Here is a 13,072-nt window from a genome sequence, read left to right as displayed (position 1 = left end):
CCGGTCATTCCGGTAGACCGAGATCCATACATCAGGAGCCTTACGACCATGACGGTTACCAGCGAGCTCGACGATTCGTTCCACGTCTTCGACACCACCCTGCGCGACGGCGCCCAGCGGGAGGGCATCAACCTCACCGTCGCCGACAAGCTGGCCATCGCCCGTCACCTGGACGAGTTCGGCGTGGGCTTCATCGAGGGCGGCTGGCCCGGCGCCAACCCGCGCGACACCGAGTTCTTCGCCCGCGCCCAGCAGGAGATCGACTTCCGGCACGCCCAGCTGGTCGCCTTCGGCGCCACCCGCCGGGCGGGCGGCAAGGCGTCCGAGGACCCACAGGTCAAGGCCCTCCTGGACTCCGGTGCCCCGGTGATCACCCTGGTCGCGAAGTCCCACGACCGCCATGTCGAACTGGCCCTGCGCACCACCCTCGACGAGAACCTGGCCATGGTCCAGGACACCGTCTCCTACCTCCGCTCGCAGGGCCGCCGCGTCTTCGTCGACTGCGAGCACTTCTTCGACGGCTACCGCGCCAACCCGGAGTACGCGAAGTCCGTCGTCCGTACGGCGTCGGAGGCCGGCGCGGACGTCGTCATCCTCTGCGACACCAACGGCGGCATGCTCCCCGCCCAGGTCCAGGCAGTCGTATCGACCGTCCTGGCCGACACGGGCGCCCGCCTCGGCATCCACGCCCAGGACGACACGGGTTGCGCGGTGGCGAACACGCTGGCCGCCGTCGACGCGGGCGCGACCCACGTCCAGTGCACGGCCAACGGCTACGGCGAGCGCGTCGGCAACGCCAACCTCTTCCCGGTCGTGGCGGCCCTTGAGCTCAAGTACGGCAAGAAGGTCCTTCCCGACGGCCACCTGCGCGAGATGACCCGCATCTCCCACGCCATCGCCGAGGTCGTCAACCTCACCCCCTCCACGCACCAGCCGTACGTCGGCGTCTCCGCGTTCGCGCACAAGGCCGGCCTGCACGCCTCCGCGATCAAGGTCGACCCGGACCTGTACCAGCACATCGACCCCGAGCAGGTCGGCAACACCATGCGGATGCTGGTCTCCGACATGGCGGGCCGCGCCTCCGTCGAGCTCAAGGGCAAGGAACTCGGCATCGACCTCGGGGGCGACCGCGAGCTGGTCGGCCGGGTCGTGGAGCGGGTGAAGGAACGCGAGCTCAAGGGCTACACCTACGAGGCCGCGGACGCGTCGTTCGAGCTGCTGCTGAGGGCGGAGGTCGAGGGCAAGCCCCTCAGCTACTTCCAGGTCGAGTCCTGGCGCGCGATCGTCGAGGACCGCCCCGACGGCACCCACGCCAACGAGGCCACGGTCAAGCTGTGGGCCAAGAGCGAGCGCATCGTCGCCACGGCGGAGGGCAACGGCCCGGTCAACGCCCTCGACCGCGCCCTGCGTGTCGCGCTGGAGAAGATCTACCCCCAGCTCGCCAAGCTGGACCTGGTCGACTACAAGGTCCGCATCCTGGAGGGCGTGCACGGCACCCAGTCCACCACCCGTGTCCTGATCTCCACGTCCGACGGGGCGGGGGAGTGGTCCACGGTCGGCGTCGCCGAGAACGTCATCGCCGCGTCGTGGCAGGCGCTGGAGGACGCGTACACGTACGGGCTGCTGCGGGCCGGGGTGACGCCGGCGGAGTAGAGGTGGCGGTTGGCCGCTTCGTATACGCGTCAGGAGGGTCGCGCGTTCACAAACTGAAGCGACAACCCCGTTGATCCGGCCAGGACTTGAGTGCTGGCCGGTTCTGACGTGAAGTCTTGACGCCAACCAGTGCCCCCAGTTAACTCAAGGCGTGAGCTAAGTCATCTGTGGACCCTGAGAGCCGAGGGACGTTCCATGCGAAGAACCGCCCTGCTCGCCTCCGCCGTACTCCTCACCACCCTGCTCCCGCTCACCACCGCCGCCCCCGCGTCCGGCGCCGACGACCCCGCCCCGGTCCCGGTCGACCGCTTCGAGGGCGAGGTCCCCTTCGCGAACCCGCCCGCCGAGGGCGTCTTCACCTGGGGCAGCGACAACGACGACCCGCCGGCCCTCCGACTGGCGGCACGCGACGACGCCCCCGAGGGCGAGCGGGTCCTCTCCGGTACGTACGACATCAGCGGCTACGGCGGCTTCAGCCACACCTACGCCCACGCCGAACCCGCCCACGACTGGTCCGCCCACAAGGGCATCCGCTTCTGGTGGGACGGTCAGAACAACGGCAAGAGGATCGCCTTCGAACTCAAGGACGGCGGCGCCAACGGCGAGGCCTCCGAGCTGTGGACGACGTCCTTCACCGACGACTTCAGCGGCTGGAAACAGATCGAACTGCCGTTCACCGACTTCACCTATCGCACCGACTACCAGCCAGTCGGCGGCATCGACCACATCCTCGGCCTGACCGAGACTTGGGGATACGCCGTCACCCTCCCCGTGGCCACCAAGGCCGAATTCGCCATGGACGGCGTCGAGTTGTACGGCAAGGCCGACCAGTCGCGCACGGCCTCCGTCCTCCCCGGCTCCGCCGTCATCCCCACCGACGAGGGCGGCACGGCGACCGCACGGCTCACCGTGGCCACGACCGGCTCCGCCCCCATCGCCGAACCCGTCACCGTCACCTACGAGACCACCGGCGGCACCGCCGAACCCGGCAGGGACTACACCCCGGTCAAGGGCACCGTCACCTTCCCCGCGGGCACGGCCTCCGGCACCACCCGCGAGATCCGCGTCCCCACCCTCGAGGACGGGTCCGCCGAGCCCGCCGAGACGATCCCGCTGAAGCTGACCGTCACCGGCGCCAAGGCCCCGGCCGAGACCCCGCAGATCGTCGTGGACGCGCACGGACTGCCGTATCTCCACAGCAGGTTGCCGGTGAAGAAGCGCGTCGCCGACCTCGTGTCACGCATGTCCCTGGCGGAGAAGGCCGGCCAGATGACCCAGGCCGAGCGCGGCGCACTGGCGAACGCGGGAGACGTGGCCGCCTACGACCTCGGCTCCATCCTGTCCGGCGGCGGCTCCACTCCGACGCCCAACACCGCCGACGCCTGGGCCAGGATGATCGAGGGCTTCCAGCTGAGGGCACAGGCGACCCGCTTCCAGATCCCGCTGATCTACGGTGTCGACGCGGTGCACGGCCACAACAACCTGGTCGGCGCCACGATCATGCCGCACAACATCGGGCTCGGCGCGACCCGCGACCCGGGGCTGGCCCAGCGGGCCGGCGCGGTGACGGCCGCCGAGACCCGGGCCACCGGCATCCCCTGGGACTTCGCGCCCTGCCTGTGCGTGACGCGGGACGACCGATGGGGACGGGCGTACGAGTCCTTCGGCGAGGACCCGGCCCTCGTCGACTCCATGGAGACGGTCATCCAGGGCCTCCAAGGCGCCGCCAACGGCAAGGACCTCAAGGACGCCGACAAGGTCCTCGCCACCGCCAAGCACTTCGTCGGCGACGGCGGCACCGAGTACGGCTCCTCCACCACCGGCACGTACACCATCGACCAGGGCGTCACCAAGGTCACCCGGCAGCAGCTGGAGGCCGTCCACCTGGCGCCGTACGAGACGGCCGTCGCACGCGGTGTCGGCACGGTCATGCCGTCGTACTCCTCGCTCGACCTCATCGGCGACGGACAGGGCCCGGTGAAGATGCACGCCCGCGCCGACATGATCAACGGCGTGCTGAAGGACCGCATGGGCTTCGACGGCTTCGTGATCAGCGACTGGAACGGCATCGACCAGATCCCCGGCGACTACGCCTCCGACATCCGTACGTCGGTCAACGCGGGCCTCGACATGATCATGGCCCCGTACGCCTTCCGTGACTTCCACACCACGCTCGTGAAGGAGGTCGAGGCCGGGCGGATCAGCGAGAAGCGGATCGACGACGCCGTATCTCGCATCCTCACCCAGAAGTTCCGCCTCGGACTCTTCGAGAAGCCGTACGCCGACACGAGCGGCGCCTCGAAGATCGGCTCGGCCGAGCACCGGGCCGTGGCACGGCAGGCGGTGGCCGAGTCGCAGGTGCTGCTGAAGAACGCCGGGGGCGCCCTGCCCCTGAAGAAGTCGCAGAAGGTCTACGTCGCGGGATCCAACGCCGACGACATCGGCAACCAGAGCGGCGGCTGGACGATCACCTGGCAGGGCTCGTCCGGGGACATCACCCCCGGTACGACGATCCTGGAGGCGATGCGGAAGAACTCCGCGCGGCTGACGTACTCCAAAGACGCGTCCGAGCCTCTGACCGGCCACGACGTCGGCGTGGTCGTCGTCGGCGAGACCCCGTACGCCGAGGGTGCCGGCGACGTCGGCAACGGCCACGATCTGCGGCTGAGCGCCGCCGACCGAGCCGCCGTGGACAGGGTGTGCGGCGCCATGAAGTGCGCGGTGCTGATCGTCTCCGGGCGGCCGCAGATCGTCGACGACGAGACGCCGGCCGGGATCGACGCGCTGGTCGCCTCCTGGCTGCCGGGCACGGAGGGCGACGGCGTGGCGGACGTCCTCTACGGCAGACGGCCCTTCACCGGGCAGCTCCCCGTCACCTGGCCGAAGTCGGAGGCACAGCTGCCGATCAACGTCGGGGACGCGTCGTACGACCCGAGGTTCCCGTACGGCTGGGGCCTGACCACGCTGACCAAGGTGCCCGAGGGCGGCGCCGTGACCCTCAAGGCGCTCGGCATCGCCGCCGCGGCCGCCGAGAAGGCCGGGGCTGAGGCGGCGGGCCGGGCGCTCGTGACCAAGGCGCGGCTGATCGTCCAGCAGCGGGCGGGCACCGAGATCACGCAGGCGGTGGCCAAGCCCTTCGCGGAGGCCGACCACCTGCTGCTCACGGGCCGGTACGGCGCCGCGGTGGAGAAGTTGAGCGCGGCCTACCGGGCGGCCTGATCCGTCGTACGGCGGCGGGCTCTCCGCGAAGCGCCGGTCCCGGTGGGAATCCAGCCACCGGGACCGGCGCCTTTGCCCGTCCCATCAGGTAGCGTCGAAGGTATGAGGACTCCGCTCGTCCGGGGCCTCATGCGCTTGCTGATCGTGCCGGTCGCCGCGACGGTCGCGGTGCTCACGGCCGGCGCGCCCGGCGCACATGCGGCCACGGACCTTTCCCAGGTCGCCGAGGCGTGGCGCGACGGTCCCGTCTATGTGGACCCCGCCGCCTCGGACCAGCTGTCGTCGGCGGATGCCGAAGCGCTCGCCGACAAGATCGAGGACGCCGACAAACCGGTCTTCGTCGCCGTCCTCCCGGCCGACCAGCCGACCGAGAACCTCCTGCTGAACCTCCGTACGGAGACCGGTGTCACGGGCCTGTACGGCGTCCGGGTCGATGATCGCTTCGACGCGGCGGCCGACTCCGCCGTGCTGTCCGAGCAGGCGGTGAACAACCTGGTCACGTCGGTGCAGTCCGCCGGTGACCCCAAGGCCCAGCTGAACGACTTCGTCGACGCCGCGCTGCTCAACGTGGGCGGCACGGCACCCGCCAGTTGGAGCGACGGCGGGGACGGCGCGGGCGTGGACGCCGGCGGTCTGATCGCCGTCGCCGCGGTCCTGGCTGCGGGCGGCGCGGGCGCGTACGCCCTGGTCCGGCGCAACCGGCGGCGCCACGAGGAGGAGCAGCGGGCGGCGCTGGAGAAGCTGCGGGTCGTCGTCGACGAGGACATCACCGCCTTCGGCGAGGAACTGGACCGCCTGGACTTCCACCCGGCCGAGCCCGCCGCCGACGACGCGATGCGCGCGGACTACGAACACGCCCTGGACGCCTACGAGCAGGCGAAGCGGCTCATGGACGGGGCCCGCAAGCCGGAGGACGTCAAGGCGGTCACCCAGGCCCTGGCGGACGGCCGGTTCTCCCTCACCCAACTGGCCGCCCGCCGGGAGCACCGGCCGCTTCCGGAACGCCGGCCGCCGTGCTTCTTCGACCCGCGGCATGGCCCGGCGGTGGCCGACGAGACCTGGACACCGCCGGGTGGCACGGCCCGGGAAGTCCCCGTCTGCTCGGCCGACCGCACCCGTCTGGCCGAGGGCCGCGACCCCGTGGTCCGCGAGGTCGACACGGAGTACGGCCGCCGCCCGTACTGGGAGGCCGGACCCGCCTACGGCCCCTGGGCAGGCGGCTACTTCGGCGGCGGCATCCTCCCCGGCCTCCTCATCGGCACGATGCTGGGCAGCATGATGGCCGCGCCGGCCTACGCGGCCGACTACGGGGCGGGTTACGGATACGGCGGTGGCGGCTACGAGGGCGGTGACGTGTCCGGGGCGGACTTCGACGCCGGGGACTTCGGGGGCGGCGGGTTCGGCGGTGGGGACTTCGGTGGGGGTGGGTTCGATGGGGGAGGGTTCTGACGGCTGAGGGTTAGGGTGCCGAGGGCTCGAGGGCGGACGGTTCGCGGGCCGAGGGTTTCGAGATCCCGGCTACATCGCGCCGGCTGACCGCCTGCGCGTGCATCGGTGTGCTTCGGCGGGGCGTCCTCGCGGCCCCAGGGGCGTACGTGTCCGGGGCGGCCGGCGAGGAGCCCGACGATCGCCTCCGGCACCAGCAGGGCGATCAGCACGGCAAGGGGCACGCGCCAGCCGTCGGTGACGTCGTGGAGGAGCCCTATGGCCGGCGGGCCGAGGTCGGCCAGCAGATAGCCCCACCCAGCAGGCACACTCACGCCCAGCCGAATGTGGGGGCCGGCAGCAGGCCCGCGAGGGAGAGAGCTTCGCCGCCGTCACGGCGATCACGAGGAGCCGCCGGCCGCGAATACGGGCGGCGGTGACGGGGACGAGGAACCCAGCGGGATGCCGATGGCCCGCATCACCGACATCATCAGCCCGGCCTCACCGCGTGGGTGACCGCTCGCCTGCATGATCTGCGGCAGCCACGCGACCAGCGCGTAGAAGATCAGCGGCACCGGCCCGAGGAACGCCGAGATCCACCAGGCGAGCGGTCAGCCCAGTAAGGTCCGCCCGCGCTCCTCGGCGCCGCGGGCGGCATCCGGCGATGCCTACCGCCCGCTCCGGGCGCGGCCAACAGGCCCCACACCGCCGCGGCCGGCACCGCGGGCACCGCCCACAGCGCCAGGGCGAACTGCCATCCGGTCGCCGCGGACAGAGGCACCGCGGCACCGCGGCGAGGGCGCCGGAACCGGCCACGCGGGCCCGGCGTCCGAGGACGGTCCGAGGACACCGGGCCCGTGAGGCTGTCGGATCAGAGGGACGACGCGGCCGAGGCGATCGCCGACGCGAACGTCGAGACCTCGGTGTAGACGCCGGGGGCGTTCGGCCGGGCGCAGCCTATGCCCCAGCTGACGATGCCGACCTGGATCCAGGCGTTGGAGGCGTCGCGGCGGAACATCGGGCCGCCGGAGTCGCCCTGGCAGGTGTCGACGCCGCCCGAGGCGTAGCCGGCGCAGATCTCCTCGCTCGCGACGAGGCCGCTGTAGCCGCTGTAGGAACGGCAGGTGGCGTCACTGACGAACGGCACGTTGGCCTTCAGCATGTAGCGCTGCTGGCCACCGCCCTCGGTGGCCGCGCCCCAGCCGGCCACGGTGAAGGTGCCGGTGTTGTACTGCGTGGTCGTGGCGATCTTCAGCGTGGGCAGGTTGATGGGCTGGGCGAGCTTGATGAGCGCCCAGTCCTTGCCGTTGCCGTTGTAGCCGGGGGCCCGGTACACGTACGTGGAACGGACCTGGACCCGGCCGCTGGTGGACTGCAGGTCCACGACGCCGGCGGTCGCGGTGATGCTGGTGTTGGGGCCGGTCGAGCCCACGCAGTGCGCGGCCGTGAGCACGATCTGCTGGGTGTAGAGCGCGCCGCCGCAGCCCATGGAGAGCCGGACCATGAACGGGAACTCGCCCTGAGCGGCGCGGGTTCCACCGACGACGCGCTGGTCGGCGGCGTGCGCGGCCGAGACGGGCTGAAGGCTGACGATCGCGAGAGCGGCGGCGCCGAGGGCCGCGCATCTCTTGAGCGCGGTGATGAGCTTCTTCAACGTGATGCCTTCCGTGGGGGGTTGGACATACGAACGTGGAAAGCGCTGGAATGTCGGGGGCATGCCAAGCAGGGGGAGTGAGCTTCTACTGACATGCGCCGGTCAATTGTGTTGCTGGATTATGGGAATCCTGTGAGCGTCACCACAAGGGGCAATTTCCGGCCACGGTGGACGGTGGACCCATGACCGCCGGGAGGCTCGGGCGCGAAGCGGAACCCGAAAGTCCGATCTTCCTGTTTCGCAACCTGGTTGATAGTTCAAGCGTCGCGCTGACATACTCCGTTCCCCCGTCCTCACGGTCCGCGACCGCAGCGTGACTCACTCCCCACGGCTGTCCCTGTGGCCATGTCTCCGCAGTTCAGGCCAGTCACGTGCGCGACATAAGGCAGCGAAGAAGGTGCATTATGTCCCTCTATCCACCCCCAAATGAGAGTTACTATCCGCTCTTCCCGCCGGGGCCTGAACCCACAAGCCCGGAGTCGATACGCAACTCTCCTGAATTCCGCTCGATGCGCGGCGCCCACCGCTCCTTCGGCACGGCGGCGACGCTCGTCTCGGTGGGTGGATTCCTCACGTACGTCCTGCTGTCGGGTTTCGCCGCCGGCCTGATGAACCAGCCGCTGGCCGGCCACCTGACGATCGGGCTGGCTCTGGGCCTGTGTCAGTTCCTCCTCATGGCCGTGACGATCTGGCTCTACGTCCGGCACATGCGCCGACGGGTCGACCCGGTCGCCCAGCGCCTGCGGGCCCAACTGCACGACAGTCGGGCGCGGGCAGAGGCGCAGGCACAGGCACAGCAGGGCCGCGCCTCCGCGGAGAGGCGGTTCGGCACGTGGTGACGCAAGCCGCCGGTCAACTGGTGAATCACGCGGCGAGCGTCACCGACCGGGCCACTCTTCAGCTGACGCTCGTCCTCTTCATCACCGTCGTCGTGGTCACCCTGTTCACGGTGCTGCTGACGGCCCCGCAGCGGGACGAGATCAGCGAGTTCTATCTCGGCGACCGCGACATGTCGCCGCTGCGCAACGGGCTCGCCATGTGCGGTGACTACCTGTCGGCCGCGACGCTGCTCGGCAGCACCGGAATCGTCGCGCTGACCGGCTACGACGGCCTGCTCTATCTGGGCGGCACGGTGGTCGCCTGGATGATGGCGCTGTTGATGATCGCCGAACCCCTGCGCAACTCCGGCAAGTTCACGCTGGGCGACACCCTGGCGTCGCGGCTGCCCCAGGGACAGCGATCGGTCCGGCTGGCGCTCGCCCTGTGCACCCTGGCGGTGTGCCTGCTCTACCTGGTCGCTCAACTCGTGGGCAGCATCGCCCTGTTGGCGCAGTTCATCGGCGCCCCGAGCGGGACGGCGCGGGCGATGTGCGTGGTGGTCATCGGCACCATCGTCGTGGTCTACGCGGCGATCGGCGGCATGCCGGGTGCCACGGTCATCCAGGTGGTCAAGGCCGTGATGCTGGTCGCCGGGGTGGGCATCACCGCCGTGATGGTGCTGCACCACTTCAGCTGGAACATCGACCGACTCCTGTCGTCAGCCGCCGACAACAGCGCCCTGGGCGAGCGCTACCTCGGCCCCGGGCTGCGCTACGGCGGCAGCACCACCAACAAACTGGACTTCTTCAGCCTGCAGTTGGCCATCGTGCTCGGTCTGGCCGCTCTCCCGCACATCATGATGCGGCTGCTCGCCCCGCGCACCACGCGTGTCCTGCGCGGCTCGGTGGTGTGGGCGGTGGGGCTGATCGGCTTCGTATGCCTGATGGCGGGCGTGCTGGGCCTGGGCGCCACCGCGATCGTGGGCCGGGAGCAGATCGCGGACGTCGACCCCAGGGGCGATGCGGCGGTGCTCCTGCTCGGCTACGAGCTCGGCGGCGGCGTACTCGTGGCGCTCCTGTCCAGCCTGGCCTTCATCACGCTGCTGGGCGTGGCCGGCGGACTCACCCTCGCCGCGGCCTCCTCGATCGCGCACGACCTCTATGGCGCGGTGATCCGCAAGGGGAAGGCGACCGAGACGGAAGAGGTGGCCGTCGCCCGGCTCTCCGCGGCCGCCATCGGCGTCATGGGCATGCTGCTGGCTCTGCTGTCCTGGGGCACGAGCACCGCAACGCTCGCATTCCTCGCTTTCGCGATCGCGGCGTCCGCCATTCTGCCGACGATCGTCTACAGCCTGTTCTGGCAGGGCTTCACCGCACGTGGCGCGCTGCTGAGCCTGTACGGCGGTCTGGCCTGCTCGGTGCTCCTCGTCGTGTTCTCCCCGATCGTCTCCGCCACCTCCACCTCGCTCTACCCGAATGCCGACTTCGCCTGGTTCCCGCTGCAGAACCCCGGCATCGTGTCGATCCCGGCGGGCTTCCTGCTGGGCTGGCTCGGCTCCGTGCTGAGCAAGCGCCAAGCGCCCGAGGTCTTCGAGGAGTTCGAGGTCCGTGCGCTGGTCGGTGCCGACGAGCGGTGATGCGTCCCGGGGCTGGTGGGGTTGCCCGACGGGGCGCCTCTCCAGCCCCGGTGAAGGCGGGGGGTGTGAGTTCCCCCGGCCACGCCCGGTCAGGATGCGGGCCTGCCGCCCGAGTGCTGCCGGGCGTACCGCTCCCCGGCGGCATGCCACCAGCCGGGCGGAGAGGGGCCGTTGACAACCGAGGCCGGCTGATCGGGGTGCAGCCCGAGCGGCCACAGTGCGCCGGCGTCGACGTGGATGATGACCGACGAACGCCAGCGGCCATCGGCTCCCGGGCCGCACACCCGATCCACGCGGACCTCGTCCGCGCGCAATGGCATCCAGTCGATACCGCGCTCACGCAGTCAAGCCCGAACGGCGGCCAGAGGCCGGAGACAGCCCTTTTCGACCTTGTACGCGGTGATGCGGACCCAGGCGGTGCCCGGCCCCACCACGGAACCCTGAGCTGGTTGGGATGGTGCGGTCATGCCGGCCAGGATGCCCGAGTACGACCCTGACGCGCTTCCCGATATCGCCGGGCACCCAGGACCACCACGCCCGCCACCCCCTCCGACAGCGCGACCAGCACCGCGCTGACCCACACCGGCGAGCGGTATCCGAGCCCGGCCCCGATGGCCGTACCGCCGAGCCATGGCCCTAGCGCCGCACCCACGTTGAACGCGGCCGTAGCGAATCCACCGCCCAGCGTGGGCGCGTCGGACGCCGCGTACAGAGCCTGGGAGATGAGCGTGGACCCGACGCCGAAGGCCAGGGCACCCTGCACGAAGACGAGCCCGAGTGCCACGACCGGATTCCCGGCACCGAGCGCGAAGGCACACCAACCGACGCACAGGGCGATCCCGCCCGCGCCCAGCACGACCCCGGGCCACCGGTCGGCGAACCGCCCCCCGACACCGACCCCCACGAACGCGCCCAGCCCGAACAATGCGAGCGTGACGGGCACCCACCCGCTCCCCAGCCCCGTCACCTCGATGACCAGGGAAGCGAGATAGGTGAAGGCGCAGAAGGTCGCCCCGTTCACCAGGGCGCCCAGCAGCAGCGTGATGCGCAGCCGAGGGCTGCGCAGCGACCGCAGTTCACCCCGCAGGGCGGGACGGTCGGAGTGGTCCGCACCGCCGGGCACGGACCGCGCCACGGCCACGACAGCCGGCAAGGACACCAGCGCCACCGCCCAGAACGCCGCACGCCACCCCCAGAGTTGACCGAGCAGCGCCCCCGCGGGCACCCCCACCACACACGCCAGCGTGACCCCACCGAGCAGGGTGGACGTGGCCCGCCCCTTGGCGTCCGGCTCGACCAGGTGGACGGCGGCCACGAGGGCGACGGCCAGGAACCCGGCGTTCGCGAGCGCCCCGACGACCCGCGTGGCGAGAAGTACCCCGAAACTGTCGGTCACCGCCCCGACGACATGCACGCCGAGAAAGACGACCAGAAACCCGAGCAGCGCACCCCGCCGCGACCACCGCCGCGCGAGCCCGGCCATGAGCGGCGCCCCGACGACCATCCCCACGGCGAAGGCCGAGGTGAGCGCACCGGCGGCGGGCACGGAGACCCCCAGATCCCGGGCGATGTCCGGCACCAGCCCGGACAGCATGAACTCGGATGTCCCCTGGGCGAAGACGGCAAGGCCCAGCAGGTATAGAGCAAACGGCATGAAGAAACTCCGCAACCCGAAGTCGAAGACGAGAACGGCACGTCGATACGGCCGTCCGGCAGCGGAGTGAGCCCTGAAGGGAAGGGGCCGTGATCAGCCCGGCATCACGAGCAGCCACCGGAGAGCCGGTGGCCGAAGTCTGGAGGCTTCGGGGCTGGACACGGGGGCAGGCTATGCGGGCGCGGGGACAGGAGCCACCGGTTTTTTCCATGAAGGTGATCTCGTCGTCCTCGCTGAGCAGGTCGTTGTGCGCCCGGAAGTCGTCCTCCCGCCGTCATGGCGAGTCGACGGATGTTCCGGGACCCCTCCCGACGCAGACCTGCTCAACAACTGCCCTCTACTGGGCCGCAGGGCGATACAGGACGGAATCTGGCCTGTTCCGCGCCTATGGTGCCCATATGACCGCTTCCGACGGCACGGAACCCAACCCCTTCGAATCCGCCGCCGCCCTCGACTCCTGGCTGACCACCCACCCCGCCACCCCCGAGCACCCCGACCTCTGGATCAAGGTCGCCAAAAAGGGCTCCGGCATCCCGTCCGTCACCGCGGCCGAGGTCAACGACGTGGCCCTCTGCCACGGCTGGATCACCGGTCAGCGCAAGGGGCTCGACGCCGCGCACTTTCTCCAGAGGATCACCCCGCGACGGCCGGGCAGCCTCTGGTCCATGGTCAATGTGCGGCGGGTGGAGGAGCTGACGGCCGCCGGACGGATGCGGCCCGCCGGCCTCGCGGAGGTGGAGGCCGCGAAGGCGGACGGGCGGTGGGCGGCGGCGTACGAGTCGCAGCGGAACGCTCGGGTCCCCGACGAGCTGACCGCGGCGCTGGAGGACGATCCCCGCGCCAGGGCCGCGTTCGAGAAGCTCGGCAGGACCGAGCGCTACCAGATCATGCTCGGCCTCCTGCGCGCCCGGACCCCGCACGGCCGGGCGACCCAAGTCGCCGCGATTCTCCGGGAATTGACGAAGCGCCGGTGAGCGGGAGGCGCACCGGCGCCGTCGTGGAAGGGACGCGG

The 13,072-nt window shown here is 70.8% G+C and carries 10 protein-coding genes; 6 read left to right on the top strand and 4 right to left on the bottom strand.

Features of this window, described 5'->3' with window-relative positions; genetic code table 11:
- Window positions 1-48: 48 nt before the first annotated feature.
- The 3 genes from cimA to IF78_RS0126205 all read left to right on the top strand — a co-directional run bounded on the left by cimA (window position 49) and on the right by IF78_RS0126205 (window position 6,321).
- Entirely contained in the window at window positions 49-1,653 is a 1,605-nt protein-coding gene (cimA, locus tag IF78_RS0126215; RefSeq protein ID WP_031485245.1) for a citramalate synthase, read from the top strand.
- Window positions 1,654-1,848: 195 nt separating this feature from the next.
- Window positions 1,849-4,872, top strand: a complete 3,024-nt coding sequence (locus tag IF78_RS0126210; protein WP_031485243.1) for a glycoside hydrolase family 3 protein — start codon at window positions 1,849-1,851, stop codon at window positions 4,870-4,872.
- A 102-nt stretch (window positions 4,873-4,974) separates the two neighbouring features.
- On the top strand, window positions 4,975-6,321 hold the full coding sequence (locus IF78_RS0126205) for a hypothetical protein (protein WP_031485241.1): 1,347 nt from the start codon (window positions 4,975-4,977) through the stop codon (window positions 6,319-6,321).
- Between the two features lie 377 nt (window positions 6,322-6,698).
- Here the strand turns inward: IF78_RS0126205 and IF78_RS48555 are convergent, their stop codons facing one another.
- Window positions 6,699-6,872 (bottom strand): hypothetical protein, encoded by a 174-nt coding sequence (locus IF78_RS48555; RefSeq protein WP_158751508.1) that lies wholly within the window; start codon window positions 6,870-6,872, stop codon window positions 6,699-6,701.
- Window positions 6,873-7,168: 296 nt separating this feature from the next.
- Entirely contained in the window at window positions 7,169-7,951 is a 783-nt protein-coding gene (locus IF78_RS0126195) for a serine protease (RefSeq protein ID WP_031485239.1), read from the bottom strand.
- A 509-nt stretch (window positions 7,952-8,460) separates the two neighbouring features.
- On the opposite strand from IF78_RS0126195, the gene IF78_RS0126190 reads away from it, so the two are divergent.
- A complete protein-coding gene (locus IF78_RS0126190) occupies window positions 8,461-8,790 on the top strand; it encodes a DUF485 domain-containing protein (RefSeq protein ID WP_234439895.1) in 330 nt (109 codons plus the stop codon).
- Between the two features lie 17 nt (window positions 8,791-8,807).
- The gene (locus tag IF78_RS0126185; protein WP_031485235.1) at window positions 8,808-10,406 is read left to right on the top strand and encodes a solute symporter family protein; all 1,599 of its coding nucleotides are present in this window, start codon (window positions 8,808-8,810) and stop codon (window positions 10,404-10,406) included.
- Between the two features lie 89 nt (window positions 10,407-10,495).
- Here IF78_RS0126185 and IF78_RS0126180 read toward each other — a convergent pair whose 3' ends face one another.
- Both IF78_RS0126180 and IF78_RS0126175 read right to left on the bottom strand, forming a co-directional pair.
- Window positions 10,496-10,726, bottom strand: coding sequence for a hypothetical protein (locus tag IF78_RS0126180; RefSeq protein ID WP_031485232.1), 231 nt, complete (start codon window positions 10,724-10,726; stop codon window positions 10,496-10,498).
- A 143-nt stretch (window positions 10,727-10,869) separates the two neighbouring features.
- The gene (locus IF78_RS0126175) at window positions 10,870-12,060 is read right to left on the bottom strand and encodes a Cmx/CmrA family chloramphenicol efflux MFS transporter (RefSeq protein ID WP_037641244.1); all 1,191 of its coding nucleotides are present in this window, start codon (window positions 12,058-12,060) and stop codon (window positions 10,870-10,872) included.
- Between the two features lie 398 nt (window positions 12,061-12,458).
- Between IF78_RS0126175 and IF78_RS0126170 the strand changes: the two genes are divergently transcribed.
- On the top strand, window positions 12,459-13,034 hold the full coding sequence (locus tag IF78_RS0126170; protein ID WP_031485228.1) for a YdeI/OmpD-associated family protein: 576 nt from the start codon (window positions 12,459-12,461) through the stop codon (window positions 13,032-13,034).
- Window positions 13,035-13,072: the final 38 nt, after the last annotated feature.

It is taken from the genome of Streptomyces bicolor (assembly GCF_000719285.1).
GTDB classification, from domain to species: domain Bacteria; phylum Actinomycetota; class Actinomycetes; order Streptomycetales; family Streptomycetaceae; genus Streptomyces; species Streptomyces bicolor.
The sequence above is the reverse complement of the archived record's forward strand: the minus strand, read 5'-3'. Positions and strand labels throughout refer to the sequence as shown.